This window comes from Nonomuraea sp. LP-02 (assembly GCF_036289125.1).
GTDB classification, from domain to species: Bacteria; Actinomycetota; Actinomycetes; order Streptosporangiales; family Streptosporangiaceae; genus Nonomuraea; species Nonomuraea bangladeshensis.
Genome location: NZ_JAXCLK010000001.1, coordinates 156116 through 182265, shown reverse-complemented (window position 1 = coordinate 182265; position 26150 = coordinate 156116). Strand labels below are relative to the sequence as shown.

General features: G+C 71.7%; 23 protein-coding genes. 6 read left to right on the top strand and 17 right to left on the bottom strand.

Going from position 1 to position 26150, the window contains the following annotated elements; genetic code table 11:
• The first annotated feature begins 10 nt into the window (after positions 1-10).
• A complete protein-coding gene (locus SMD20_RS00850) occupies positions 11-2047 on the top strand; it encodes an APC family permease (RefSeq protein WP_329573829.1) in 2037 nt (678 codons plus the stop codon).
• Here the strand turns inward: SMD20_RS00850 and SMD20_RS00845 are convergent.
• Positions 2034-3671 (bottom strand): alpha/beta hydrolase, encoded by a 1638-nt coding sequence (locus tag SMD20_RS00845; protein ID WP_329573827.1) that lies wholly within the window; start codon positions 3669-3671, stop codon positions 2034-2036. The genes SMD20_RS00850 and SMD20_RS00845 overlap by 14 nt on opposite strands.
• Positions 3672-3736: 65 nt before the next feature.
• On the opposite strand from SMD20_RS00845, the gene SMD20_RS00840 reads away from it, so the two are divergent.
• Positions 3737-4987, top strand: coding sequence for a class I SAM-dependent RNA methyltransferase (locus tag SMD20_RS00840; protein ID WP_329573825.1), 1251 nt, complete (start codon positions 3737-3739; stop codon positions 4985-4987).
• 31 nt (positions 4988-5018) lie between these two features.
• Here SMD20_RS00840 and SMD20_RS00835 read toward each other — a convergent pair whose 3' ends face one another.
• The 6 genes from SMD20_RS00835 to SMD20_RS00810 are packed head-to-tail and all read right to left on the bottom strand — an operon-like array spanning position 5019 to position 8955.
• A complete protein-coding gene (locus SMD20_RS00835; RefSeq protein ID WP_329573823.1) occupies positions 5019-5687 on the bottom strand; it encodes a DUF3159 domain-containing protein in 669 nt (222 codons plus the stop codon).
• Between the two features lie 4 nt (positions 5688-5691).
• Complete coding sequence (locus SMD20_RS00830) at positions 5692-6078, bottom strand: OB-fold nucleic acid binding domain-containing protein (RefSeq protein ID WP_026214276.1); 387 nt, start codon at positions 6076-6078, stop codon at positions 5692-5694.
• Positions 6079-6106: 28 nt separating this feature from the next.
• Positions 6107-6748 carry a DUF3710 domain-containing protein gene (locus SMD20_RS00825; RefSeq protein WP_329573820.1) on the bottom strand — a complete coding sequence of 214 codons (642 nt, stop codon included), beginning with the start codon at positions 6746-6748 and terminating at the stop codon, positions 6107-6109.
• 40 nt (positions 6749-6788) lie between these two features.
• On the bottom strand, positions 6789-7229 hold the full coding sequence (gene dut, locus SMD20_RS00820) for a dUTP diphosphatase (protein ID WP_329573818.1): 441 nt from the start codon (positions 7227-7229) through the stop codon (positions 6789-6791).
• Positions 7226-7780 carry a PaaI family thioesterase gene (locus SMD20_RS00815; protein WP_329573816.1) on the bottom strand — a complete coding sequence of 185 codons (555 nt, stop codon included), beginning with the start codon at positions 7778-7780 and terminating at the stop codon, positions 7226-7228. The genes dut and SMD20_RS00815 overlap by 4 nt, the downstream gene beginning before the upstream one ends.
• 11 nt (positions 7781-7791) lie before the next feature.
• Positions 7792-8955 (bottom strand): AI-2E family transporter, encoded by a 1164-nt coding sequence (locus SMD20_RS00810; RefSeq protein ID WP_329573814.1) that lies wholly within the window; start codon positions 8953-8955, stop codon positions 7792-7794.
• A gap of 123 nt (positions 8956-9078) precedes the next feature.
• Between SMD20_RS00810 and SMD20_RS00805 the strand changes: the two genes are divergently transcribed.
• A complete protein-coding gene (locus tag SMD20_RS00805; RefSeq protein ID WP_329573813.1) occupies positions 9079-11235 on the top strand; it encodes a DUF6351 family protein in 2157 nt (718 codons plus the stop codon).
• A gap of 43 nt (positions 11236-11278) precedes the next feature.
• On the opposite strand, the gene valS is transcribed toward SMD20_RS00805, so the two are convergent.
• Complete coding sequence (gene valS / locus SMD20_RS00800; RefSeq protein WP_329573811.1) at positions 11279-13792, bottom strand: valine--tRNA ligase; 2514 nt, start codon at positions 13790-13792, stop codon at positions 11279-11281.
• Between the two features lie 78 nt (positions 13793-13870).
• Here valS and SMD20_RS00795 point away from each other — a divergent pair, with 78 nt between their 5' ends.
• The gene (locus SMD20_RS00795) at positions 13871-14155 is read left to right on the top strand and encodes a DUF4235 domain-containing protein (protein ID WP_329573809.1); all 285 of its coding nucleotides are present in this window, start codon (positions 13871-13873) and stop codon (positions 14153-14155) included.
• Here the strand turns inward: SMD20_RS00795 and SMD20_RS00790 are convergent.
• From SMD20_RS00790 to paaN, 3 genes are read right to left on the bottom strand one after another with little or no spacing between them, the layout of a single operon-like run.
• On the bottom strand, positions 14088-15521 hold the full coding sequence (locus tag SMD20_RS00790) for an alpha,alpha-trehalose-phosphate synthase (UDP-forming) (RefSeq protein WP_329573808.1): 1434 nt from the start codon (positions 15519-15521) through the stop codon (positions 14088-14090). The two genes, SMD20_RS00795 and SMD20_RS00790, sit on opposite strands and share 68 nt — an antisense overlap.
• Before the next feature lie 21 nt (positions 15522-15542).
• Complete coding sequence (locus SMD20_RS00785; RefSeq protein WP_329573806.1) at positions 15543-17081, bottom strand: FAD-dependent monooxygenase; 1539 nt, start codon at positions 17079-17081, stop codon at positions 15543-15545.
• 14 nt (positions 17082-17095) lie between these two features.
• Positions 17096-18754, bottom strand: a complete 1659-nt coding sequence (gene paaN / locus SMD20_RS00780; RefSeq protein ID WP_329573804.1) for a phenylacetic acid degradation protein PaaN — start codon at positions 18752-18754, stop codon at positions 17096-17098.
• A gap of 83 nt (positions 18755-18837) precedes the next feature.
• Here paaN and SMD20_RS00775 point away from each other — a divergent pair, with 83 nt between their 5' ends.
• On the top strand, positions 18838-19455 hold the full coding sequence (locus SMD20_RS00775; RefSeq protein ID WP_329573802.1) for a TetR/AcrR family transcriptional regulator: 618 nt from the start codon (positions 18838-18840) through the stop codon (positions 19453-19455).
• An 18-nt stretch (positions 19456-19473) separates the two neighbouring features.
• Here SMD20_RS00775 and SMD20_RS00770 read toward each other — a convergent pair whose 3' ends face one another.
• From SMD20_RS00770 to SMD20_RS00755, 4 genes are all read right to left on the bottom strand, one after another.
• Positions 19474-20271, bottom strand: a complete 798-nt coding sequence (locus SMD20_RS00770) for a hypothetical protein (RefSeq protein ID WP_329573800.1) — start codon at positions 20269-20271, stop codon at positions 19474-19476.
• Between the two features lie 80 nt (positions 20272-20351).
• Complete coding sequence (locus SMD20_RS00765) at positions 20352-20651, bottom strand: DUF4193 domain-containing protein (protein WP_020542847.1); 300 nt, start codon at positions 20649-20651, stop codon at positions 20352-20354.
• Between the two features lie 308 nt (positions 20652-20959).
• Positions 20960-22213 carry a sensor histidine kinase gene (locus SMD20_RS00760; RefSeq protein WP_442942579.1) on the bottom strand — a complete coding sequence of 418 codons (1254 nt, stop codon included), beginning with the start codon at positions 22211-22213 and terminating at the stop codon, positions 20960-20962.
• A 38-nt stretch (positions 22214-22251) separates the two neighbouring features.
• Positions 22252-22905 (bottom strand): response regulator transcription factor, encoded by a 654-nt coding sequence (locus SMD20_RS00755; RefSeq protein ID WP_091081992.1) that lies wholly within the window; start codon positions 22903-22905, stop codon positions 22252-22254.
• A 233-nt stretch (positions 22906-23138) separates the two neighbouring features.
• Here SMD20_RS00755 and SMD20_RS00750 point away from each other — a divergent pair, with 233 nt between their 5' ends.
• Positions 23139-23303: a hypothetical protein gene (locus SMD20_RS00750; protein WP_329573795.1), complete on the top strand. Its 165-nt coding sequence runs from the start codon at positions 23139-23141 to the stop codon at positions 23301-23303.
• Between the two features lie 62 nt (positions 23304-23365).
• Here the strand turns inward: SMD20_RS00750 and SMD20_RS00745 are convergent, their stop codons facing one another.
• Positions 23366-24154, bottom strand: a complete 789-nt coding sequence (locus SMD20_RS00745) for an inositol monophosphatase family protein (protein ID WP_329573793.1) — start codon at positions 24152-24154, stop codon at positions 23366-23368.
• Positions 24154-26136 carry a S9 family peptidase gene (locus tag SMD20_RS00740; protein ID WP_329573791.1) on the bottom strand — a complete coding sequence of 661 codons (1983 nt, stop codon included), beginning with the start codon at positions 26134-26136 and terminating at the stop codon, positions 24154-24156. The genes SMD20_RS00745 and SMD20_RS00740 overlap by 1 nt, the downstream gene beginning before the upstream one ends.
• Between the last annotated feature and the right edge of the window lie 14 nt (positions 26137-26150).

The following is a 26150-nucleotide window of genomic DNA, read 5'->3' as shown; positions in this document are numbered from 1 at the left end:
ATCTCGTTACGTGGCGAAGGTAACGGATCTTGTCAAACGCTTGCTCGTGGGGCGCGCCCTGCGCAGCGGGCAGCTCCATGAGCAATTGCTCCCCAAACGCGTTGCTCTGCCGGTCTTCGCCAGCGACGCGCTCTCCTCCGTGGCCTACGCGCCCCAGGAGATCCTGGTCATCCTGTCGCTGGCCGGCGTCTCCTTCTACGCCTACAGCCCGTGGATCGCCGCCGCCGTCGTCGTCGTGATGCTCACGGTGGTCGCCTCCTACCGGCAGAACGTGCACGCCTATCCCAGCGGGGGCGGCGACTACGAGGTGGCGACCACCAACCTCGGCAAGAACGCCGGTCTCACGGTGGCCAGCGCGCTGATGGTCGACTACGTGCTGACCGTCGCGGTCTCCGTCGCCAACGGCGTCGACTACGTGGGCGCCACCATCCCGCTCGTGGGCCAGCACAAGCCGGCCGTCGCCATCGCCATCGTCGTCCTGCTCACCGTGGTCAACCTGCGCGGCATCCGCGAGTCCGGAGTCGCCTTCGCCATCCCCACGTACGCGTTCATGATCGGCGTGCTGGGGCTGATCGTCGTGGGCGGGTTCCGGCTGCTGGTGCTGGGCGACGAGCTGCACGCCCCGAGCGCGGACTTCACCGTACGGCCCGAGCAGACCGACCTGACGGCCTTCGCCGCGGCCTTCCTCATCCTGCGGGCCTTCTCCACCGGCTGCGCGGCCCTCACCGGCGTCGAGGCCATCAGCAACGGCGTGCCCGCCTTCCGCAAGCCCAAGAGCAAGAACGCCGCCACGACGCTGCTCATGATGGGCCTCGTGGCCATCACGATGTTCGGCGGCATCATCGCGCTCGGGCTGGCCTCGGGCGTGAAGGTGGCCGAGCCGTCCGTGGTGGCCGAGGACCTGATCCGGCCGGACGGCACGCCGGTCGGCCCCGGCTACTACCAACAGCCGATCATCTCGCAGGTGGCGGACGCGGTGTTCGGCGGCGGGTCGCTGATGTTCGTGCTGATCTCGGCGGTGACCGCGCTCATCCTGTTCCTGGCGGCCAACACGGCCTTCAACGGCTTCCCGGTGCTGGGCTCGATCCTGGCCCAGGACCGCTACCTGCCGCGCCAGCTCCACACCCGGGGCGACCGCCTGGCCTTCTCCAACGGCATCATCATCCTGGCGGCGGGCGCGTGCCTGCTGCTGTGGGGGTTCAACGCCGACGTCAGCCGCCTGCTCAACCTCTACATCGTCGGCGTCTTCGTCTCGTTCACGCTCAGCCAGACCGGCATGGTCATCCACTGGACCCGCCACCTGCGGACCGAGCGCGACCTCAGGCTCCGCCACCAGATGCACCGCTCCCGGGTGATCAACTTCTTCGGCGCGGTCATGACCGGGCTGGTGCTCATCGTCGTGCTGCTGACGAAGTTCATGGTCGGGGCGTGGATCGTCGTGATCGCGATGCCGATCCTGTTCCTCATGATGAAGGGCATCCGGCGCCACTACGACAACGTGGCGGCCGAGCTGGAGCTCGACGAGGACTACGAGCCGGCCATGCTGCCCGCCCGCAACCACGCGGTGGTGCTCGTCTCGAAGATCCACAAGCCGACGATGCGGGCGCTGGCCTACGCCCGCGCCACCCGGCCGTCCACCCTGGAGGCCGTCACCGTGGGCGTGGAGGGCGAGGAGGCCCGCCAGCTCCGGGAGGAGTGGGAGCGGCGCGGCATCCCGGTGCCGCTGAAGATGCTCGACTCGCCCTACCGGGAGATCACCCAGCCGATCCTCGACTACGTGAAGACGCTGCGGCGGCGCTCGCCGCGCGACGTCGTGACGGTGTTCATCCCCGAGTACGTCGTCGGCCACTGGTGGGAGCACCTGCTGCACAACCAGAGCGCGCTGCGGCTGAAGGCGCGGCTGCTGTTCAAGCCGGGCGTCATGGTGACCAGCGTGCCGTGGCAGCTCCACTCCTCCGACCGGCTGACGGGCCGGCGGGAGCCGTACGCGCCGGGCGCGGTCCGCCGCCCCGGGCAGGTCAAGGACGACGAGATCACGACGAGCTGAGCAGCGCCCGCAGCCGTACGTTGTCCGCGGCGTCCCAGCCGGGCGGCGCGGCCACGGCCGCCCAGGCGTCGACGACGTTGGCGTTGTAGCGGTGCCCGTGGCCGGGCGGCACCGACAGCGCCGAGGTCATGTCCACCAGCACCTGCCAGAACGTCACCAGCGGGAACCAGTTCATCTCCGGGTTCACGCCGGGCCCCCGCTCGCCCTCCAGCCAGGCGGGCCGGCGCAGGATCAGCGCGGGCGTCCACCAGACGACGGGGTCGGAGGCGTTCTGCAGGTAGACCACGCGCGGCCTGGCCCAGGGGCCGGGCGGGAGGTCGAGGTCGCCGGGCGTCTGGGCGAAGCGGACGGTGCGGCCCGCCTCGTACACCGGCCGCCACACCGGGCTGCCCGGCTCCCTGCCGACGGTGACGTGGTGCCAGATGGGGTTGGCGTTGGGCGGGCCGACGAAGACGGCGCCGTCGGTGCGGGCCGCCAGGTCGTCGAGGTCGCGGAAGGCGTGCTCCAGCGCGTAGGAGCCGAGGCTCTCCCCCGCCAGCACCAGCTTCGGCCGGCTGCCCGCGGGCAGCTCGGCCCAGCGGGCGCGCACCGCCTCGAACAGCGCCCGCCCCGCCCTGGCCGCCCGATCCCTGTCCACCATGAACGACACCCAGCTCGGCAGGTACGAGTACTGCACGGCGACCGTGGCCGAGCGGCCGTCGTACATGTGCTCCAGGGCGGCGGGGATGCTCGGGTCCACCCATCCGGTGCCGGTGGTGCCGAGCACGGCGAGCACCGGCCGCCGGAAGGCCCCGGTGCGTTCCAGCTCGCGCACCGCGAGGGCCGCCTGCGTCTCCGGGGTGGGGGCGGCTTCGAGGCCGACGTACACCCGGATGGGCTCGGTGGCGGGCTCGCCGGAGAAGGCGGTGAGGCGGGCGGGGGTGGGGGCGGTGGCGACGAAGGTGCGCCCCTCCTTGCCGAGCGTGTCCCATGGGACGAGCGAGCCGGGGCCGCCGGACACCAGGCTCGTCGAGGGCCGCCTTACGCCCGGATCGGTGCCCTGGTTGGCGACCGAGGACACGTCGCTCACCCGGGCGACGAACGCCGAGAACAGCACGTCGTCGGCGAACACCGCGACGAGGACGGCGACGAGCACCACGCCGATCGCCTGCCCCACGTAGATCGGCACGAACCGGCCGAGCCAGCCGATGAGCTTGCGGCCGCCGAGGCGTATCAGCCGGGCGAGCAGCAGCCCCAGCACGAACAGCACCACCGCCACGGCCAGGATGAGCGGCGAGAACCAGGTGATGCGGGTGTCCATGCCCATGAGCGCGCGCAGGTCGCGCTGCCAGTCGTGGCTGTACCAGAGCGCCACCAGGCTCAGGGCCGCGCTGCCGCCGATCAGGACCTGCCAGGCGAGGCGGCGCCCGCGTTCCGGCGGGCGGTAGGCGATCAGCGCACGGCCGAGCGCGCCGATCGTGGCGCCGACCGCGTAGCCGATCAGGGCGGTGACCGCGGCCATCACCCCCTGGTACATCCAGGTGCGCGGCAGCAGCGAAGGCGTGAGCGAGGCGCAGGCGAACAGGGTGCCCAGCAGGACTCCCCCGAAGCCGGGCCACCGCCGTACCACCCGAGCCGTGTCCACGACGACCAACAGTAGTGGATCAATTCCGAAAGTAGTTGGCCAGGTCAGGGCATAGGGTGTGGCATGTGGAACAGGCATCTCTGGAGCTGACGGTGGGTCCGGTCGCGCACGGCGGCTGGTGTGTGGCGCGACACGAAGGACGGGTGGTGTTCGTCCGGCACGCGCTGCCGGGTGAGCGGGTGATCGCCGAGGTCACCGAGGAGAGCGCCAAGTTCCTGCGCGCCGACGCGGTGAAGATCCTGGACCCCTCGCCCGACCGCGTGGTCCCGCCCTGCCCGTACGCGGGGCCGGGCCGCTGCGGCGGCTGCGACTGGCAGCACGCCACGCCGGCCGCCCAGCGGCGGCTCAAGGCGCAGGTGGTGGCCGAGCAGCTCCAGCGGCTGGCGGGCATCGAGCGTGAGGTCGTGGTCGAGGAGGTGCCGGGCGCGCCCGACGGCCTCGGCTGGCGCACCCGCGTGCAGTTCGCCGCGCTGCCCGGCGGCGAGCTGGGCTTCCGCCGGCACCGCTCGCACGAGATCGAGCCGGTCGACGCCTGCCTGATCGCCCATCCCGAGGTGGAGGCGGTCGGCGCCGAGGCCCACACCTGGCCGGGGGCGGCGGGGGTCGAGGTGATCGCCTCCTCCGGCGGCGAGCGGGCCGTGGTCGTCAGGCCCCGGCCGCGGCGCAGCGTGACCGTGCCCGACCTCGACGCGCCCGCCTCGATCCTGCTCGACCAGGGCAAGGGCCGCACCGAGCCGCGGCGCGGCTCAGGGGTGCTGCACGAGCAGGTGGGCGAGCGCGGCTTCCGGGTGATGGGCAGCGGCTTCTGGCAGGTGCATCCGGGCGCGGCGGAGACCCTGCTGGACGCGGTGCTGGCGTACGCGGCGCCGGAGCCCGGCGAATGGGCGCTCGACCTCTACTGCGGGGTGGGCCTGTTCGCGGCGGGCCTGGCCGAGGCGGTGGGGCCCGAGGGCGCCGTGTTCGGCCTGGAGTCCGAGGCCGCGGCCGTCCGTGACGCCCGCGCCAACCTCCGCGACCTGCCGCAGGCCCGGGTGGAGCGCGGGCGGGTGGAGGAGGCCCTGGACCGTTTCCAGATCGAGCGGGCCGACCTCGTCGTGGTGGACCCGCCGCGGGCGGGTCTCGGCCGCGAGGTGGTGGAGCGCGTCGCCGCCCTGAAGGCCACGCGCATCGTCTATGTCTCCTGCGACCCGGCGACCTTCGCCCGCGACCTCAAGTGGCTGGCCGAGCGCGGCTACACGCTGTCGGCCCTGCGGGCGTTCGACGCCTTCCCGATGACCCACCACGTGGAGTGCGTGGGCCTGCTGCTGCCCGCCTGACCGGGCGGGCCGGCCTGACCAGGCGGGCTGGTCAGGCCGCGGCCGGGGGTTTGATGGGGGTGCGTCCGCGGCCGAGTACCCAGAGCATCGCGCCCAGCGCCGCGACCTGCAGCGGCCACCCCATGACGATCTTGGCGAAGCCGAGCGCCGCCACCGCCTCGTCGCCGCCGCCGAACAGGTAGACCGGCCCCTGCACCGCCACCCGCACCGCGCACGGCAGCATGAGCAGCCAGGTGAGCCGGGTGCAGAGCCGGACGATGCCGGGGTCCCTGTGCCAGGCGGTGGGATCGCCGGTGACGGAGCCGATGAGGAAGCCCACCACCGGCCACCGGGCGACGATGGAGACGAGCATGCCCACCATGTAGCCGGCGTTCCACAGGATGCCGGGCAGGAAGTAGTCCTTCGCGTCGCCGGTGCGGCTGGCGAAGAACGCCCCGATCGCGATGCCGATCAGGCTGTTGATGACGAACTGCGGCGTGGACCGCTGCACGATCCGGGCCACCAGCAGCAGCACCGCCAGCGCGATGCTGACGATGAGCGACGTCTTCAGCTCCTCGGTGACGATCCAGCACACCGTGAAGGCGATCGTCGGGACCGCCGCCTCGATGATGCCGCGCACGCCGCCGAACGCCTTGGCGAGCTGCGCTCGCACCGCCGCTTCCACCGTGTCGTGGGCGACCTCTTGCGCCTCAGCACTCACCTGATCAACTCCCTGGCCGGAGCTCGTATCGCGGATTGAACATCACCTTGCGGCCGTCCTGCATGCTGACCAGCCCCTCGGCCTTGACCGTGCGGCCCGGCTCGATGCCGGCGATCTTGCGGCGGCCGAGCCAGACCAGGTCGATCACGTCGGACCCGTCGTAGAGCTCGGCCTCCAGCGCGGGGGCGCCGCCTCTCGGACGCAACGTCACGGTACGTAGCGTACCCGCCACGCAGAAGCGCCTGCGCCCGCCGCACGACACGATCGGAGTCGCGCCGACCTCGTCGGCGTCCTCCCGTAGTTCCTGGGCCTCGATCTCCGACTGGGGGGATGCCAGTCGTGCGAAGAACCCACGCAATCCCCCGCGTTTCGCGGGCTCTGCCGTACTCATGATGACTCAGCCTACGTGATGTCAGCTCTCAGCGAATCTCACTGATCTCCGGTCCCCGCTTGAACGGGTTGAGTCCGGGGCGGTCGTCCGTCTGGTCGCCGCTCGCCTGCTCGTTGGGCCGGCGCAGCGGGATGGGCTCCTCGCGGGCCATCGGCTCGTCGCCGCGCACCACGACGACGTCCTTGACGAACTCGACGAACGCGCCGGCGACGGCCTCGTCGTACGCGCCCGGCCCGGAGATCACCGCGAGCAGGAACCAGCGCGGCCCGTCGATGCCGAGGTAGCGGGCCGGGCGGCTGGCGCCGTCGACCTTGAGCTCGCCGGCCAGCTCGGTGCCGAACGGGCCCTCGCGCTCCTCCAGGTCCTTCGCCTGCGCGCGGATCTTGGTCTTGACCTCGTCCCACAGGCCGGAGCTGCGCGGCGCGGCCAGCGCCTGCAGCTGCAGCGTGCTCTCCCCGCTGATGACGACGACACCGACGTGCTGGTCGCCGACCGAGGCCAGGCGCACCTCGAAGTCGGGGTTGTGCGGCAGCCGGAGGCCGCCGAGGTCGATGCGTTCGCTGTCCGGATGGGGCTCGTCGGCGTCCCATGGACCGGACTCGCGCGTGGGGGCGGCCTGCTCCTGCTCGGCCACCGTATCCGGCTGCTCACGACGACGACGTCGGAACACGTTCCTCACTCTCCCTGATAGTGCTGCTGAAAGGGGGCCGTCAGCGCCCCGTCGAACCGAATCCGTTGGCGCCGCGCACCGAGCCGGGCAGCCGCTCGACCTCGTAGAAGGCGGCACGCTCGACCCGCTGGATCACCAGCTGGGCCACCCGGTCGCCCCTGCGGAGCCGGAACGGCTCCTTGACGTCGGTGTTGATCAGCGTGACCCTGATCTCGCCGCGGTAGCCGGCGTCGACCGTGCCGGGCGCGTTGACCAGGGTGACGCCGTGCCGGGCCGCGAGGCCGGAGCGCGGGTGCACGAAGGCCGCGTAGCCGTCGGGCAGGGCGATCGCCACTCCCGTGCCGACCACGGTCCGCTCGCCCGGCGCCAGCTCGACGTCCTCGGCCGCGTAGAGGTCGGCCCCCGCGTCGCCCGGGTGGGCGTAGGAGGGCGGCGGCAGCTCGGCGTCGAGCCGCTGGATCAGAACCTCCACCTTGCTCACGGATTCACCTCGAAGTCCTGGTGTTCGGCGGCGATGGCGGCCAGGTCGCCGTGCTCGGCGAAGTGCTCCATGCTCACCTCGATGAACAGCGCCGCCGCCCGGACGGCGACCGGCCCGTCTGGGGCTCCGATGCGCCCCTCAGCCTCAAGGTACGCCTTCCGCCCCGCGATGCCGTTGCACCAGGCACGCAGGTGGAGTGTCGTGCCCACAGGAACGGGCTGAAGGTAGTCGGTCTCCAACCGTCCCGTGACATACGGCTTGTGGAACAGGTAGACCGACATTCCGATGACCTCGTCCATGGCGGCGGCCAGGACGCCGCCGTGCGCCAGCCCGGGCGCGCCCTGGTGCGCCTCGCCCACCGTGAACTCGGCCTCGACGGTGGCGCCGTCGGGGGTCCTGGCCTTGAGGTGCAGGCCGGTGGGGTGCTCGGTGCCGCAGCCGAAGCAGCGGCCGTAGTGGGAGCCGAGGACGGCGCCGGGCCGCGGGGCTCCCGGCGGCGCCGCGGGCGCGGCGGCGCCGGGCGGCGGGGTGGTCAGGGAGGAACGGGTCACGGGTGACGAGGTTACTCGGTGTCCGCGCTCCGCTCGTCCGCCTCGGGGGCGGCGGCCCGGCCGGGGCCTGGCTCGCCGTCCGGTTCGCCCCGTTCGTGCACTGATGGAGGCGGCGGCAGGGCCGGCTGCTGGTGCCGCAGCTCGGGCAGCGCCCGGTAGATGACGGCCGCGACCGGCACCGCCACCGCGGCCCCCGCGATGCCCGCCAGGATGCCGCCGATGGCCAGCACCAGGATGATCGCCAGCGGGTGGAAGTTGAGCGCCCGGCCGACGATCAGCGGCTGCAGGACGTGGTTCTCCAGCTGCTGCTCGACGATGAGGATGCCGAGGAAGACCAGCGCGAGCACGAGGCCCTTGGCGCCGAGCGTGACCAGCGTGGCCACGGTGCCGGCGAAGAAGATGCCGACGATCGGGATGAAGCTGGCGAAGAAGATCAGCACCGCGAGCGGCGCCCACAGCGGCACGCCCATGCCGGCCAGCACGATGCCCATGATCACGCCGTGCACGGCGGCCACCGCGACCGTGCCCTGCACGTAGTGCGAGAGCGTGGTCCACGCCGCCCGCCCGGCCCGGTCGATCCGGGGCGCGACGTCGCCGAAGCCCTTGAGCACCCACGCCCAGATGCGGTCGCCGTCCTTCAGCAGGAAGAACGTCACGAACAGCAGCAGCACGATGGACGCCAGCACCTCGAAGGCCACCGCGCCCGCGCTCAGGACGGTCGTCGTGATCGCCTGCCGCTGGGTGTTGACCATGGTGGCGATCTCGTCGACGTAGGCGGTGATCTGCGCCTGCTGCAGGTGCAGCGGGCCGGTGATCAGCCAGTCCTGGACGTCTCTCGCGGTCGCCTGGACCTGCTGGACCAGGTTGGGGAACTCCTCGCTGGCCCGCGCGCCGACCAGCCAGCCGGTGCCGGCCAGCACGGCCAGCGCGACCAGCATGGTGACCCACGTGGCGTAGATCGGCCGCATGCCCGCCTGGCGCAGGCTGTTGGTGAGCGGGTAGAGCAGCGCGGTCAGCAGCAGCGCGACGGCCACCGGCAGGGCCACGAACGTGAGCCTGGCGATGATCAGCGCGAAGAAGTAGACGACCACGCCGACGAGGATCAGGCACACGCACCAGGCGGCCATCTTGGCCAGCGTGGGCGGCACGAGCTTGGTGGGGCGGTCGGGCAGCACGTGTTCAAGACTGTCACGTCCGGGCGGCGAGTGCGCGCCCACCGCGTCTCCGGATCGGCCCCCCAGGTGGATCGTGGAGATCGGGCCTGGGCAAGCGCCGGGGCGCGTGCCACCGTCATGGGCATGAAGGCCGTGGCGATTCTCACCCTGGCTCTGCTCGCGCCCCTCACCGCCGCGCCCGCCCCCGCGCGGGCCGCCGCTCACGGCGCGCTGGAGCTGGAGGTGCTCTCCAGCCGTCCCGACCAGGTGAGCGGCGGTGACGCCCTGGTCAGGGTACGCCGCCCGAAGGGCGTGAAGGTCAAGGTCCTGCGCAACGGCGAGGACGTGACCAGGGCGTTCACCGAGACCCGCGACGGCCTGACCGGCCTGGTGACCGGCCTGGCCGTCGGCGCGAACACCGTCACGGCCGTGGCCGGGCCGCTGCGCCGTACGCTGACGGTCCGCGACCACCCGATCGGCGGCCCGATCTTCTCGGGGCCGCACCAGTACCCGTTCCTGTGCAAGACCGAGCGCGCCGGGCTCGGCCCGCCGGTGGCCGACAACCAGGACGGCCAGGGCATGCGGACCACGGGCGGCTGGAGCAGGGACTGCTTCGCGCCGGTCGTGACGGACCGGCTCTACCGCTCGACGGACGGCACGTACAAGCCGATGCCCGCGGAGCGGCCCGCCGACCTGGCGACGACCACCCTGCTGGACGGCCGCACGGTCGACTTCGTGGTACGCCGCGAGCGCGGCGTCATCAACCGCTTCCTCTACTCGATCGCGATGCTGGAGGACGGCTGGAACGGCCGGGCCATCTACCGCTTCGACGGCGGCGTGGCGATCGGCCACGACCAGGGCACGCTCGGCGGCGGCGCGCTGGACCCGTACGGGCTCGGCAAGGGCTACGCGATCCTCCACTCCTCGGGCACCCGCACCTCGACCCACTACAACCTGATCCTGGGCGGCGAGACGGCCCTCATGGTCAAGGAGCGCTTCATCGAGCGCCACGGACCGCCGCTCTACACGGTGGGCGTCGGCGGCTCGGGCGGGGCGATCCAGCAGTACATCTACGGCCAGAACTATGGCAACCGGGTGATCGACGCCGCGATCCCGCAGTATTCCTATCCGGACATGGTCACCCAGACCATCCACGTGGGCGACTGCGAGCTGCTCGAACGCTACATGGACCACAACCCGCGCTGGGCCCGCTGGGACGACCGCACGGCGCTCATCGGCATGAACGCCAGTGACACGGTGGCCAACCCGTACACCGGCTCGCCGGGCTCGGACGAGTGCGTCACCGGCTGGCGCGGCCTCACCCCGCTCACCATGAACCCGCTGTGGACGTCCAACAACGACCCGGAATGGGCGCTGATGGACCCGCCGGGCGTCAAGGACACCGTCAGGTGGACGCACTGGGACGACCTGCGCGAGGTCTACGGCGTGGACGAGCGCGGCCACGCCCGCTCCACCTGGGACAACGTCGGTGTCCAGTACGGGCTGAAGGCGCTGGTGGACGGGGTCATCACCCCCGCGGAGTTCCTGGACGTCAACGCCAAGGCCGGTTCGTGGAAGGAGGCGGACGACATGGTGCAGGAGGGCTGCCCGTTCGTACGGACCGCCTGCCCCGGTGACCTCGACCCGTGGAGCGCCCGCAACATGAACCTCGGCGACCCGGCGCACCGGCGCACCGGCGACCCGGTCGCGATCAGGAACGTCGAGCGCAGCGGCCTGGTCTTCCGCGGCGACATCGACATCCCGGTCATCGACTGGCGGCCGTACCTGGAGGACCAGCTCGACATGCACAACGCGCACCAGTCGTTCGCCTCGCGCCGGCGCATGCTCGACCACGACGGCAGCGCCGGCAACCAGGTCATCTGGTTCACCGACGCGCGCCCGGACGGCCCCAAGTTCGACCAGACGCCGGAGGCGCTGCGGGTGATGGACGAGTGGATGGCCAACCTCCGGGCGCGGCCGGGGCGCGGCGTCGCGGGCAACCGGCCGCCGCTCGCCGTGGACCGCTGCTTCGCCACCGACGGCACGCAGCTCGCGGCGGGCCCGCACGTGTGGGACGGCGTACTGGACCGCCGCCCGCAGGGCGCGTGCACCCGGCTCTTCCCGCTGTACGGGACCTCCCGCACGGTGGCGGGCGGCCCGCTCGCGGGCGGCGTGTACAAGTGCCGGCTGCAGCCGGTCGGCCGGGCGATCGTCCGCGGACTGTACGGCTCGTGGCGGCCGACGCCGCAGGAGCGGGCACGGCTGGAGCAGATCTTCCCCACGGGCGTGTGCGACTACTGATCAGTCGTGGCAGGAGACGGCGCCTCCTGCCACGACATCCCGGTCAGCCCAGGTGGACCTCGACGGCGAGCTCGTCACCGTGGCCGAGCACGAACTCCTCGACGTTGCCGGCCGCGCACAGGTCGTCCTGCGCCTGCCGCACCAGCTCCGCCTCGGGCCCGGTCACGGTCAGCCGCGCCACCTCGGCCCGCATCGACAGCTTGGCCTCGGACTTGGCCTTGCGCACCCGCCCGAGCACCTCGGAGGCCACGGCCAGCACCGCCGGGTTGCCGTCGCCGGGCTCGGGGGCGGGCCACGGCGCGCGGTGCACCGAGCCCTCCCGCCACCACGACCAGACCTCCTCGGTCACGAACGGCAGGAACGGCGCGAACAGCCGCAGCAGCACGTCCAGCGCCTGCCGCAGCGCCGCGTGCGCCGAGCCCGCCCCCGGCCCGCTCTCCTCGTACGCGCGGGCCTTGACCAGCTCCAGGTAGTCGTCGCAGAACGCCCAGAAGAAGCGCTCCACGCTCTCCAGCGCCCGGCTGTGCTCGTAGGCGTCGAACGCCTCGGTGGCCTCGCGCACCACGCCCGCCAGCGCCGCCAGCATGGACCGGTCGAGCGGCTCGCTCACCTCGCCGCCGCCGTCGCCGGCCAGGCCGAGCACGAACCGGGAGGCGTTGAGGATCTTGATGGCGAGCCGCCGGCCGATCTTGAGCTGCCCCGGCTCGAAGGCGAAGTCGACGCCGTAGCGCCCGCCGGCCGCCCAGTAGCGCACCGCGTCGGAGCCGTGCTGCTCCAGCAGGTCGAGCGGGGTGACCACGTTGCCCTTGGACTTCGACATCTTCTTGCGGTCGGGGTCGAGGATCCACCCCGAGATCGCGACGTCGCTCCACGGCAGCCGGTCGGACTCCAGGTGGGAGCGCGTCACCGTCGAGAACAGCCAGGTGCGGATGATCTCGTGCGACTGGGGCCGCAGGTCGGCCGGGTAGACCCGCTGGAACAGGTCGTCGTCGCGTTCCCAGCGCCCGGCGATCTGCGGCGTCAGCGACGAGGTCGCCCAGGTGTCCATGACGTCCGGGTCGGCCATGAACCCGCCGGGCACGCCGCGCTGCTCCTCGGTGTAGCCGGGCGGCACGTCGCTGGACGGGTCGACCGGGAGCGTGTCCTCGGCGGGCAGGATGGGCGCGTCGTGGACCGGCTGCCCGGCCTCGTCGATCGGGTACCAGACCGGGAAGGGCACGCCGAAGAAGCGCTGGCGGGAGATCAGCCAGTCGCCGGTGAGCCCTTCGACCCAGTTGTCGTAGCGCACCTTCATGTGCGGCGGGTGCCAGCGCAGCTCGCCGCCGCGCCGCAGCAGCCGCTCGCGCAGCTCCTCGTCGCGGCCGCCGTTGCGGATGTACCACTGGCGGGTGGTGACGATCTCCAGCGGCTTGTCGCCGCGCTCGTAGAACTTCACCGTGCGGCTGACCGGCCGGGGCTCGCCGTCGAGGTCGCCGGAGGCGCGCAGCAGCTCGACGATGCGCTCGCGGGCGCTGTGCACGGTCTTGCCCGCCAGCTCTTTGTACGGCTCCGCGTCCACGCCCTCGGGCGGCTCGGGCAGCAGCCGGCCGTCCCAGCCGATGATCGGCCGGGTGGGCAGGCGCAGCTCCCGCCACCAGGTGACGTCGGTGATGTCGCCGAAGGTGCAGATCATCGCGATGCCCGAGCCCTTGTCCGGCTCGGCCAGGTGGTGGGCGAGCACCGGCACCTCGACCCCGAACAGCGGCGTCAGCACGGTGCTGCCGACCAGCGCGCGGTAACGCTCGTCGTCGGGGTGGGCGACCAGCGCCACGCACGCCGGGATCAGCTCCGGCCTGGTCGTCTCGATCCAGACCGGCCCCTGCTCGCCGTAGAAGGAGACGCGGTGGAACGCGCCGGGGTGCTCGCGGTCCTCCAGCTCGGCCTGGGCCACGGCGGTGCGGAAGGTGACGTCCCAGAGCGTCGGCGCCTCGGCGAGGTAGGCCTCACCGCGCCGCAGGTTGCGCAGGAACGCCCGCTGCGAGACCGCCCGCGCCTCGTCGCTGATCGTCGTGTAGAGCAGCGACCAGTCGACCGACAGGCCGACCCGCCGCCACACCTCCTCGAACGCCCGCTCGTCGACGGCGGTCAGCTCGTGGCACAGCTCCACGAAGTTGCGCCGGGAGATCGGAATCTCGCGTTTGCCCGGCTTCTCCGGTGGAACGAACTCCGGGTCGTAGGGCAGCGAAGGGTCGCAGCGCACGCCGTAGACGTGCTGGACCCGCCGCTCCGTGGGCAGGCCGTTGTCGTCCCAGCCGATCGGGTAGAAGACCTCTTTGCCGATCATCCGCTGGTAGCGGGCCATGATGTCGGTGTGGGTGAAGGAGAAGACGTGACCGACGTGCAGGGAGCCGGAGACGGTCGGCGGCGGCGTGTCGATGGAGTAGACCTGCTCGCGCGGCTTGGACCGGTCGAAGCGGTAGGTGCCGTCGGCATCCCAGCGGGCTACCCATACCTGCTCCAGGCCGTCGAGAGTGGGTTTCTCGGGCATGGAGGTATGGCGTAGCCGCTGTTCAGTCATGCCACCTTATGGTACGGCTTCGCGGCTCCCGCCAACGGTACAGACTAGTGTTCGTTACATATGGGGAAGGAGATCGGCATGGCGGATGACAAGCCGGACGTTGCCTGGCGGATCATCGGCGGCCTGGTGGGGCTCGCCACGGGTTGGGCGGCCCGCAAGCTGCTCACCTTCGTGTGGGTGAAGGCGACCGGCAAGGAGCCGCCCGTCGACACCGAGGCACCGGAGGTCACCCTGGCCGAGGCGATCGGCTACGCGGTCCTCATGGGCGTCGGCATGTCCGTGGCTCAGATCGTGGTCAACCGGACCGCCAGGAAGCGCTATGACGCGTGGCGGGCTCTGAAGCAGGTGACTCCAGGGCAGTGAGAAACTCGCTCGCCCAGCGGTCCACGTCGTAGGTGGCGACCCGGCGGCGCATCGTACGCATCCGCCGGGCCAGCTCGTGCGGCGTGGCCCGCATCGCGGCCAGCATCTGACGCTTGACGTCCTCCACGTCGTACGGATTGACCAGATAAGCCTGGCGCAGCTCGTCGGCGGCCCCGGCGAACTCGCTCAGCACGAGCGCCCCGTTGAGGTCGTGGTGGCAGGAGATGTACTCCTTGGCCACCAGGTTCATGCCGTCGCGCAGCGGGGTGACCACCATGACGTCGGCGGCCAGGTAGAGCGCGGCGAGCTCCTCCTGGTTGTACGACTGGTGGAAATACCAGATCGGCTGGTAGCCGAGGGTGGCGTGCTCGCCGTTGATCCGCCCGACTTGCAGCTCGATGTCGTCGCGCAGCCGGCGGTATTCGTCCACCCGTTCGCGGCTCGGGGTGGCGATCTGCACGAACACCGCCTCGCCGGTGCGCAGCCGCCCGTCCTTCAGCAGCTCGCCGAAGCCCTCCAGGCGCTGGCCGATGCCCTTGGTGTAGTCGAGCCGGTCCACGCCGAGCAGCACGTGCTCGGGCTCGCCCAGCTCGGACCTGATCTCCTTGGCCCGCGCCACGATGTGCGGCTCGCGCACCAGCGAGTCGAGCTGCCCGAAGTCCACGGAGATCGGGAACGCCTGGGTGCGCACGACGCGGTCGTCGAGGAAGATCTCGTTCCCCTTGTACGGCAGCCCGAGCAGCCTGCGGCACAGCCGCCGGAAGTTGGAGGCCCCGCCGGGGAGCTGGAAGCCGACCAGGTCGGCGCCGAGCAGCCCTTCCACGAGGTCCTTGCGCCACGGCAGCCGCCAGAACAGCTCGACCGGCGGGAACGGGATGTGCAGGAAGAACCCGATCCGCAGGTCGGGCCGCAGTTTGCGCAGCATTGAGGGCACGAGCTGGAGCTGGTAGTCCTGCACCCAGACGACCGCGCCCTCCTCGGCGATCTCGGCGGCGGCGACCGCGAACCGCTCGTTGACCGCCCGGTAGGCGTCCCACATCGAGCGGTGGTAGACCGGCGGCGCGACGGCGTCGTGGTAGAGCGGCCAGAGGGTGGCGTTGGAGAAGCCCTCGTAGTAGAGCTCCACCTCCTCCGCCGACAGGGCCACGGGGATCAGGTTCATGCCGTCCTGCTCGAACGGCTCCAGCTTCTCGTCCGGTGCCCCGTGCCACCCGGCCCAGGCTCCGTGACGGCGCTGCATCACCGGCGCGATCGCGGTGACGAGCCCGCCGGGGCTCCTGCGCCACGAGGCCGTTCCGTCGGGATCGACCGTCCTGTCCACCGGCAACCGGTTGGCGACGATCAGAAACGAACTCCGGCCAGCCACGCAGTCCCTCCTCTTGTGGGGTCAAGTTTCGGTAGAACCGCCGAGAGCGCGGCTCACGGCGACCGCCACCGACTCCGGACCCGCATGGGGGATGATGGCGGCGATGTGCGCATCCGGCCTGATGAGCCATGCCTCATCCGGCCCGGCGCCGAGTCTCTCAGCGAGCGAGCCGGTTCCGTCCATCTCCACGAGCCCGCGTACGGCGAGCGGCGCCGTAGTGACCTTGCCCAAGACCTGCGCAAACAAACTCGAATCGCACATATCACCCAGCAGTACGAGGAAACCATCCCGGCAGCTTTCACGCAATCGCCCGCCCGCCAGAACGGCGTCGGGCAGGATCACGCCCGGCGCGGGCGGGCACGCCGCGCCCCTCGGCGGGCGGCCGGCGAACGGGCGGGACGGCTCCGGCGTGGTGAGGGGCGAGTCGACGTACCAGAAGGGCTCGGCGAAGCGGCCTGAGTCCACCTGGTCCACCAGCCCGCCCTCCAGCACCGCCCGTCTGCGCACCCGCTCCTCGACGCTCCTCGGCGCGAGGAAGCGCATGGTGGCGCCGGTCACCTCCAGGTTCTCGCGCGCCGCCGCGTGCCGCTCGGCGTGGTAGGACTCCAGCAGCTCCGGCCCCGCCCACCCGTTGAGCGCGAACGCCAGCTTCCAGGCGGCGTTCTCGGCGTCGGGGACGCCGGAGTTGAGGCCGCGCGCCCCGAACGGGGCCAGCAGATGCGCGCAGTCGCCCGCCAGCAGCACCCGCCCGGCCCGCATGCGGTCGGCCAGGCGGTGGTGGAAGCGGTAGGTGCCGTGCCAGAGCAGCTCGTAGGGCCGCTCGCCGACGATCCACCTGATCTTCCGTTCGATGTCCTCCCGTGTCGGGACGAAGTCGGGCGCGATCTGCCAGTCGATCCTGAACGTCCCGCCGGGGCACGGATGGATGAGCACCTGCCGGCCGGGGTTCCAGACGGGGTCGAAGTAGAAGCGCCGCTCGTCCTCCCAGCCGGGCAGGTCGGTCCTGACGTCGCAGATCAGGAACTGGTCGTCGAACGTCTCGCCGCCGAAGCGCACGCCGAGCGCCCGCCGCAGCGGCTCGGCCCGCGCACCGGCGCACAGCAGCGCGTACGCCGCCCGCAGCCGCCGCTGCCCGCAGTGCACGGTGACGCCGGAGGAGTCCTGCGTGAACCCGGTGACCTCGTGGTTCCAGCGCACCTCGACGAGCGGCTGCGCGGCGGCGGCATCGTCCAGGATCTGCTCGGTGCGGGCCTGCGAGAGGTTCACGAACGGCGGCAGCGGCCCCTCCCGCTCGAACGAGCACGACAGCAGCTCGCGGTCGCGGTAGTAGGTGCGGGCCGTGGTCCAGGTCACGCCCTCCTCGGCGATCCGCCCCGCGCCGGCGGCCGCCCAGATGTCGAGCACGTCGCGCTGCTGACAGATCGAGCGCGACCCGGCCGCCTCCCGCTCCGGCCGCCGGTCCAGCACCAGCGTGCCGATGCCCCAACGGGCCAGCAGCAAGGCGGCCGTCAGCCCCACGGGCCCGGCCCCGACCACGATGACCTGCGCGTCGTCGCTCATGACCGGAGCCCGTCTCAGACCTCGCGGACGGGGTGGCGGGACTGGACGACGTGGAAGCGGCCCGCGACGTAGCCGGGGTCGGTGAGCGAGGCGGTGGCGGCCGGGTTGGCGCCGGTGCCGTGGTAGTCGCTGAAGGCGGCCGACTGGTTGACGTACACGCCGTCCGTCAGGTTGCACGACAGGTTGACCCCCGCGTCCAGCGCGGCCCGCTCGGCGTCGTCGAGCACCCGCGGCGAGGTGGAGTAGACGGAGGCGGTGAGCGCGCCCCGGACCTTCACCGTGCGCCGCAGCAGGTCGAGGCTCTCCCCCGTGGAGCCGGTGGGGATGAGGAACGACACAGGCCCGAAGTGCTCGCGCCCGTAGACGTCGTCGGCGGAGGCGTGCACCCGGACGATCGCGGGCGTGCGCACCACCGCGTCGGGGAACGACGGATGCCGGATCGCCCGCGACTCCAGCACCACTTCGCCCAGTTCCTCCGCCCCCTCGACGCGGGCGAGCACGTCGGGGTTGACGATCGCGCCGGTCAGCTCGACCGCCCGCGCGTCGTCGCCCAGCAGCCGACTGACGGCGGCGGCCAGCCCGTCCGCGACCTCCTCGAAGCTCTTGTGCCCCTCGTCGGTCTCGACGCCGGCCGCCGGGACGAAGATGTTCTGCGGCGCGGTGCACATCTGCCCGCTGTAGAGCGACAGCGAGAACGCGAGGTTGGCGAGCATCCCGCGCCACGAGTCGGTCGAGTCCACGACGACGGCGTTGACCCCGGCCTTCTCGGTGTGCACGAGCGCCTGGCGGGCGTTGCGCTCCAGCCAGTCGCCGAACTCGGTGGAGCCGGTGAAGTCCACGATCCGCACGCGGGGGTGGGTGGCGAGGGTCGTGGCCAGCCCCTGCCCCTCCTCGGCGGCCAGCGACACCAGCGCGGGGTCGAACCCGGCCTCGGCCAGCACCTCGCGCGCCACCAGCACGGTGATCGCGAGCGGCAGGATCGCCCGGGGATGCGGCTTGACGATCACCGGGTTGCCGGTGACGAGCGAGGCGAACAGCCCCGGGTAGGCGTTCCAGGTGGGGAAGGTGTTGCAGCCGATCACCACGGCCACGCCCCGGGGCACGACGGTGAAGCGCTTGGTCATGACCAGCGGCTCGCCCTTGGCCGGCTTCTCCCAGCGGGCGCTCGCCGCCGAGGAGGTCATGGCCTCCAGCCCGTACGCGACCGCCTCCAGCGCGCGGTCCTGCGCGTGCGGCCCACCGGCCTGGAACGCCATGACGAACGGCTGCCCGGTGGTGTGCTGCACCGCGTACGCGATCTCGAAGCTGCGCCGGTGGAGCCGCTGGATGATCTCGGCGCAGACGAGGGCGCGGGCCTCCGGGCCCGCGTCGCGCCAGGCGGGCAGGGCCGCCGCGGCCGCCGCGATCAGCTCCTCGGCGATGGGCTCGGGGTAGGTGACCCCGAGGTCGATCCCGTACGGCGAGCGCTCTGCGCCGATCCACGACCCGGTGCCGCCCGCCTGCTCCAGCGGGAACGGCTTGCCCAGGTAGGACTCGAACGCCGCCTTGCCCCGCTCGGCCGCCCCCTCGCCGTGGACACGGGGGCTCGGCGACTCGGGGTAGGCGCTCCAGTGGCCGCGCCCGGCGATGGCGGCCCGCGCCTGCTCCAGGGTGCCACGGTGCTGTTCGTACATGTTTGCTCACCCTCTTGACAGCAATCTGCCGGACGGTGAAGTGTTTACCGAACATTCGGTCAGTTAAACAAGGAAGACCTGCCGTGGCCTTAGACGTCTCCGCCTCATCAGACAGGTCCACCCGGCCCCGCCGGCGCGGGCACGACCCCGAGTCCGTCCTGTCGGTCGCCGTGGCCGTCTTCAACGAGCGCGGCTACGACGGCACCAGCATGGAGGACCTCGCGCGGGCGCTCGGCGTCACCAAGTCGGCGATCTATCACCACGTCCCCGGCAAGGAGCAGCTCCTCGCGCGGGCTCTCGACCGGGCTCTCGACGGGCTGTCCGAGCTGGCCGCCGACGAGCGCGCGGCGCGCGGCCCGGCCATCGACCGGCTGGAGTGGGTGGTCAGGCAGAGCGTGCGGGTGCTGACCGAGCGGCTGCCGTACGTGACGCTGCTGCTGCGGGTGCGCGGCAACAGCGCCACCGAGCGGGCGGCGCTGGCGCGGCGCGCGGAGCTGGAGGCGTTCGTCGGTCACCTGGTGGAGGAGGCGGCGGCGGAGGGCGCCATCCGCCCCGGACTGGACCCGGCGCTGGTGACGCGGCTGCTGTTCGGGGCGGTGGGCTCGATCGCCGAGTGGCACCGCCCCGAGCGTGACGCGCCGGCAGCGGACGTGGCCGACGCGCTGGTGAGGATGACGTTCGACGGCCTGAGGAGGGCCTGAAAGGGGGATGGAAGGGGGTCAGGTGGGCAGCTCGCCCCGGCTCGGGCCACTCGGCAGTTTGCCGCGCAGGTCCGCGCGGATGGCCTCGCCCAGCTTCTTGGTCGCCATCCGGTTGAGCGCGCCGCCGGCGACGGCTCCGGTGAGGAAGGGGCCCAGCGTCGTGAGGTGCCGGCCCAGCGTCCGCATGAGGCGGTTGCGCAGGGCGGTCTTGGTGGCGGCGCCGAGGGCGAGCGTCACGGACGCGGGGGCGAGGGGGTCGATCCCGCGTTGTTTCGCCCAGGCGGCCGTGAAGGCGATCGCGCGCTGGGCTCCGGTGCCGTGCACCCGCACGCCGTAGACCTCGTGCAGCTCGGCCAGCAGTTTGACCTCGATGGCGGCCACGACGATCGTCTCGGCGACGAGCTGCGCGGGCGCGGAGAGAAGGAGGGGCGGTGCGGCGAACTCGGCCGCGGCGAGCGCTCCGCCGATGGCGCCGACCGTCATCGTCGCCTTCTGGGCGGTGCGGATCAGGTCGTCGCCCAGTTGCTCGCCGGTCAGGCCGTGGTGGTGCTCGGAGAGGGTGTGCAGGTCGCGGATGGGGATGCGCGGCGCGATGTTGAGGAACACGTCGGCCAGCCAGCGGCCACGCCCCGCGCCGGACTCCTTGGCCTTCTTGGCGCCCGCGGACAACGCCTTGGCAAGGCGGCCGAGCAGCCTGCGCCGCTCGGCCGGCTCCAGCTCACCGGGCTCGGTGAGCCTGCCCACGAGCTCGCCGACCTCCTTTTCGGGGTCGGCGATCTCGTCTCCTGCTCGACGGTCTTTCTCTGGTACGGCCACGCGATGCCTCCGTCCTCATGGTCGTGACCTTCAGGGTTCGTCGGCTCGATGTCCCGCTCTCGTACCCTGAGGCACGGCGATCAGGCGGCGCACTCCCGGCAGACCTGCTGACCGTTCTTCTCGGAGGCCAGCTGGCTGCGGTGATGCACCAGGAAGCACCGCGAGCAGGTGAACTCGTCGGCCTGGCGGGGGATGACCCGCAGGGAGAGTTCTTCGTTCGACAGGTCGGCGCCGGGCAGCTCCAGCGACTCGGCGAGATCGGTCTCGTCGATGTCGATGCTGCCGGACGACTTGTCCGTGCGCCGCGCCTGGAGCTCTTGGAGGCTGTCCTCCCCCAGGTCGTCGTCCGTCTTGCGCGGGCTGTCGTAGTCGGTAGCCATTGTGCTTACTCCATCCCCCTCATCAATATGTCGGCGCGCTCGGTCGCGCGTCTTCTAACGTCCGGGAGGTCCATCTTGTGCCCGTTCCGCCGGGGAGATTTCCCATCGGTACCCCGGGGGAACGGACCACGAACCTCCCGACACGCCAGGGCGTGCTGCCGACGGCAATGGTTAGCCAAATATGGCGAAACCCACAGCCTTGGCGTCATGCTCCACCGTGTTCGACGGCACATCCAACCACATGTGCGGCGCGAACGAGACGCCCCCCGTGCATCAACACGCGGACGAACGTCCCGGAGCATCACACGTCAGCCCTTCGGCAGTCGAATGGTCACCACGAGCCCTCCGCCGTCTCGCGGCACGGCGGCCACATTTCCGCCGTGCGCCTGCACCACCGCACGGACGATGGACAACCCGAGACCCGCTCCCTTGCCGGAGTCCACGCGGTCCGCGTGGAGCCTCCTGAACGGCTCGAACAGGCTGTTCACCTCGTACGCCGGGACGTGTTGTCCCGTGTTGGCCACCTGAACAACGACGGCGTCGTCCACCATTCCCGCCCGGACCCATACTTTTCCGTTTTGGGGAATGTTGTACTTCACCGCGTTCTCCACCAGGTTGCTCACGCAACGCTCCAGGAGCACGGGATCGCCGACGGTAGGCGCGCTGACCAGTTCGGTGCTGACGGTTACGCCGTGTTCCTCGGCGAACGGCGCGAGCTGTTCCACGGCGGTCTGCGCGACGTCCCGTACGTCGAGCGGTTTGCGCACCGCGAGTTCGCGTTCGCTGCGCGCCAGCAACAGCAGTCCCTCGATGAGCTTCTCGTTACGCGCGTTCACTTCCAGAAGCGTGCGCCCGAGCGCTTTGAGGTCTTCCGAAGCCTCCGGATCCGACAGGGCGATCTCCAGGACCGTCCGGTTGATGGTGAGAGGAGTGCGCAATTCATGAGAGGCGTTCGCCACGAATCTGCGCTGGGTGTCGAAGGCCACGTTGAGCCGGGCGAGCATGGCGTCGAAGGTGTCGGCCAGCTCCTTCAGCTCGTCGTTGGGTCCCTCCAGGGCGATGCGCTGGTGGGCCAGCGTGCTCTCGGAGAGCCGACGGGCGGTGGCCGTCATCCTGGCCACCGGCCGCAGCGCCCGGTCGGCCACGAAGTAGCCGATGATGAGCGACAGGATGCCTACCCCGACCAGCGCCATCACGCTGCTGCGCAGCAGGGCGTCCTGCGCCGCCGCGACCGCGTCCTGCCTGGACTGGCGCCAGATCAGCTCGTCGCGGGCGTTCCACCAGCTCAGCGCGGGCCAGTTGCGGTCGATGGCCTGCGCGACGATCGAGTAGACCGAGAACAGCAGCACCGCCGAGGCCACGAAGACGAGCGCGCCGTAGGTGAGCGTCAGCCGCCAGCGGATGCTCACCTTGCCGGGGAGCGCCCGCATCCACTCCATCGTCGTGCGCTGGACGGGAGGGTACTCAGGAGGAGGCGGGCCGTCCCAGGCCGGCGGGCCGCTCGGCGGCGGCGGGGCCTCCTGGACCCGCGTCGCCTTGCGTGCCGAGTGCGGGCTGATCATGGGATGCGTCGGCTCCGCCTGGTGCTTCGGCCCTTCAGTCACAGTTTGTACCCAACCCCGGGCACAGTCTCGATCACCTGAGGCTCGCCCAGCTTCTTCCGCAGCGTCATCATGGTCACCCGGACCACGTTGGTGAAGGGATCGATGTTCTCGTCCCACGCCTTGTCCAGCAGGTCCTCCTGGCTGACGACGGCGCCCTCGGCGCGCATCAGCTCCTCCAGGACCGCGAACTCCTTCTTGGTCAGCACGACCTCCCTGCCGTCGCGCTCCACCAGGCGCTTGCCCGGGTCGAGCCGGATCCCGGACCGCTCCAGCACGGGCGGCAGGGCGGGCGCGGAGCGGCGGCCGAGCGCGCGCACCCGCGCGACCAGCTCGATGAAGACGAACGGCTTGGCGAGGTAGTCGTCGGCGCCGAGGCCGAGGCCCTCCACCTTGTCGTCGACGTCGCCCGAGGCGGTCAGCATGAGGATGCGCGAGGCGGAGCGCTGCTCCACGAGCCGGCGGCACACCTCGTCGCCGTGCACCACCGGAAGGTCCCGGTCCAGGACGATCACGTCGTAGTCGATGTAGGAGGTCCGTTCGAGGGCGCCGCCGCCGTCGTAGGCGACGTCGACGGCCATGGCCTCGCGGCGCAGGCCCGTCGCGATCGCGTCGGCGAGCACCCGCTCGTCCTCCACCACCAGCACTCGCACGCTGGAACACCTCTCTCCGTCTCCGGCCCCTCATTGTCCCCCCGGGGGCGATAAGCGCACGGTAAGGCATGTTCGGGCGTTGGCCATCCACAGGTGAGGCGGACCACGGAGAAATTCATGTTTCGGAGGGGGACATCGCGGGGTATGCCTGCGGGACACCCTTTGCCAGGACATCGACCTGCAATGGGCGTACATCGCCCTTACGCGGCACGAACCCCTAGAGAGTAGGTGAGATGGGCGAGTTCACCACCACGATCGAACACCGCCTCGACCAGGCTTACAGGGGCCTCCGGGAGGCCCGCAGCGCCGGCGACGAATATCTCGCCGACACGCTCACCGCCGAGATCGAGGACCTCCGCCGGCTGGCGGACGACCACGGCATCGCCCTGCCCGGCTGACCGCCCGGCTGATCGTAGGCGGACGGCCGGAGCGGGGCTCCGGCCGTCCGCGCGTTCACGGATCAGGCGCCGCGCTCGGGGTCCAGCGGCGCGAGCAGGTCGTGCAGTTCCTCGAACAGCCCGGGAGCCGCGCAGATCGCGAAGTCCGGGCTCACCGGCCGGCCGTTGAGCCCGGCGAGCCTCGCCCCCGACTCGGTCGCCACCAGACCGGCGGCGCCGTAGTCCCAGGGGTTGATGCCCCGCTCGTAGTAGGCGTCCACCCGGCCGGCGGCGAGCGAGCACAGGTCGATGGCGCACGAGCCGCCCCGCCTGATGTCGCGCACCCGCGGCAGCACCTTCGCCACCACCTCGCCCTGCACGGCCCGGCCGGCCTGGGAGTAGCCGAACCCGGTCGCGACCAGCGCCTGCGGCAGCGGCACCCCGGTGTTGCAGCGCAGCCGCGCGCCGCCGAGCCAGGCGCCCTCGCCCAGCGCGGCGGTGAAGACCTCGCCGCGCGTCGGGATGTTGACCACGCCGGCCACCACCCGCCCGCCGACCTCGACGGCGATCGACACCGCCCAGTCGGGCAGGCCGTAGAGGAAGTTGACGGTGCCGTCGATCGGATCGACGATCCAGCGCACGTCCGACTCGCCCGGCGCCTCTCCGCCCTCCTCGCCGAGGATGCGGTCGCCGGGGCGGGCGGTCTCGATGCGCTCGCGGATGAGCAGCTCCGACGCCTTGTCCAGCGCGGTGACCACGTCGGTGGGGCTGGACTTGGTCTCGATCTCCGCGGACATCGTGGGCCGCTTGGCCAGCAGCATGTCGCCGGCCTCGCGGGCGATGTCCTCGGCGAGCGTCAGGAAGTCGGTCATCAGGCCACCGAGTCCGGGCGCTTCCACTCCTCGCCGAGCACGTGCTGGGCGAGGAAGGCGAGGACGGTCTCGTACCAGGCGACGGTGTTGCCGGGCTTGAGAATCCAGTGGTTCTCGTCGGGGAAGTACAGGAACTTGGCGTCGACCTCGCTGCGGCGCAGGTCCCACCACAGGCGCAGCCCCTCGCCGATCGGCACCCGGTAGTCCTTGTCGCCGTGGATGACGAGCATCGGGGTGGTGATCTTGTCGAGCGAGCGGTGCGGCGACAGCCGATCGTAGCGCTCGGAGCCGGGCGCGCCGAACTCCCGCTGCCAGTAGTGGGCGGCGTCGGTGGTGCCGGCGAACTGGTCGAGGTTCCACAGCGAGGCGTGGGTGACGATGGCGCGGTAGCGGTCGGTGTGCCCGGCCAGCCAGTTGGCCATGTAGCCGCCGAACGAGCCGCCCATGGCGGCGATGCGCTCGCTGTCGATGTCGTCCCTGGCCAGGGCGACGTCCACGATCGCGTCGAGGTCGGCCTGGGTGCGCGGGCCCCAGTCGCCCCAGCCGCGATCGATCATGTGCTGACCGTAACCCGTGGACAGGCTCGGGTCGGGGAGCAACACGGCGTAACCGTGCTCGGCCATGATCCACGACTGCCAGCGCCACTGCCAGTCGTTCCAGGAGGCCACCGGGCCGCCGTGGATCCACAGCAGGAACGGCGCGGGGTCGTCGGCGGAGGCGCCCTCGGGCAGCACGAGCCAGCCGCGGATGGTCTGGCCGTCGTCGGCGGTGGCGGTGATCTCGGTGAGCGTGCCGCGCACCTCGGGGCGGGGCGCGGGCGAGGGCAGGTCGGTGATCTCGCCGGTGGCGAGCTCGATCCGGGCCGGGCCGGGGGCCAGGTTGACGGCGCTGCGCACGACGTAGAGGAAGCGGCCGTCGGCGGTGACGTCCGGCTGCGCGTACGCGGCGTCGTCGGCGGTGACCCTGCGGACCTCGCCGTCGAGCGGCACGTGGAAGACCGGGCGGCGGCCCTGGTGGTCGGCCACGATGTAGACGGAGGCGGAGTCGGGCGCCCATTCGACGCCGGAGGGGAACAGGTCGGGCGCGTACGCCCGGCCCTCGCCGGTGGCGAGGTCGGCGATCCACAGCTCGCTCCTGGCCGAGACCTCCAGCGAGGTGAACCGGCTGCGGGAGCAGGCCACGCGGGCGCCGTCAGGGGAGATCGCGAGCGGGCCCTCGAAGTCCTGGCCCTCCTCGGTGAGCAGCGTGCGCCGCTCGCCGGTGGCCAGGTCGATGACCACCAGGTCCGTACGCACCTCACCGCGCGGCAGCTCCACCTGCCAGGTGGTGACCACGCGCGTGCCGTCGGGCGTCAGCTCGAAGGAGGCGTTGCGCAGCGCGTTCCCGGCGTCGGGGGTGAGCTCGCGCACGTCCTCCAGCCGGTCGGCGCCGAGCCTGGCGGCGAACAGGCGGGGGCGGCCGGGGCCGAGGTCGTGGTCCCAGAAACGGACCGCCGCGCTCTCGTGCAGGATCGCGCTGATCCCGGCGTCCTTGCGGGCCTTGCGCCGCTCCTCGTCGCCGGCCTCCTCGCCGTCGAGCACGTCGGAGACGAAGACGACCACGTCGCCGGCGGTGCGCACCCCGCCGATCCCGCCCGGCCTGGTGGCGACCTGGCGGGCCTCGCCGCCCGCGCGCGGCAGCAGCCAGAGCGCCGGGACCTCCTCGCCGGCGTCCTTCACGGTGGGGTCGGGGCGGGCGGAGGTGAACAGCACGTCGCCGGCGTCGGTGAACACGGCGGCCGACTCGCCCTTGGCCGAGCGGGTCAGGCGGAAGGGCTCGCCTCGGCCGTCCAGGGGGATCTCCCAGAGCGCGGTGCCGTACGACTTTCCGTCGGGGTTGAGTGACTGGACGATGGAGACGAGCCGGGAGCCGTCGGGCGAGAGCTGAGCCGAGAGAACCCGGGGGATGGCCACATAGTCGCGAATGTCATTGAATGCGCTCACTCGACCGAACCTAC

Bases quoted from the DNA above. Each gene is read 5' to 3' on its own strand.
- SMD20_RS00785 (WP_329573806.1), bottom strand. From the start codon at position 17,081: ATGAGCGACGACGCGCAGGTCATCGTGGTCGGGGCCGGGCCCGTGGGG.
- SMD20_RS00745 (WP_329573793.1), bottom strand. From the start codon at position 24,154: ATGACCGACTTCCTGACGCTCGCCGAGGACATCGCCCGCGAGGCCGGC.
- valS (WP_329573811.1), bottom strand. From the start codon at position 13,792: ATGACTGAACAGCGGCTACGCCATACCTCCATGCCCGAGAAACCCACT.
- paaN (WP_329573804.1), bottom strand. From the start codon at position 18,754: ATGTACGAACAGCACCGTGGCACCCTGGAGCAGGCGCGGGCCGCCATC.
- SMD20_RS00795 (WP_329573809.1), top strand. From the start codon at position 13,871: ATGGCGGATGACAAGCCGGACGTTGCCTGGCGGATCATCGGCGGCCTG.
- SMD20_RS00765 (WP_020542847.1), bottom strand. From the start codon at position 20,651: ATGGCTACCGACTACGACAGCCCGCGCAAGACGGACGACGACCTGGGG.
- SMD20_RS00760 (WP_442942579.1), bottom strand. From the start codon at position 22,213: ATGATCAGCCCGCACTCGGCACGCAAGGCGACGCGGGTCCAGGAGGCC.
- SMD20_RS00830 (WP_026214276.1), bottom strand. From the start codon at position 6,078: ATGAGTACGGCAGAGCCCGCGAAACGCGGGGGATTGCGTGGGTTCTTC.
- SMD20_RS00750 (WP_329573795.1), top strand. From the start codon at position 23,139: ATGGGCGAGTTCACCACCACGATCGAACACCGCCTCGACCAGGCTTAC.
- SMD20_RS00805 (WP_329573813.1), top strand. From the start codon at position 9,079: ATGAAGGCCGTGGCGATTCTCACCCTGGCTCTGCTCGCGCCCCTCACC.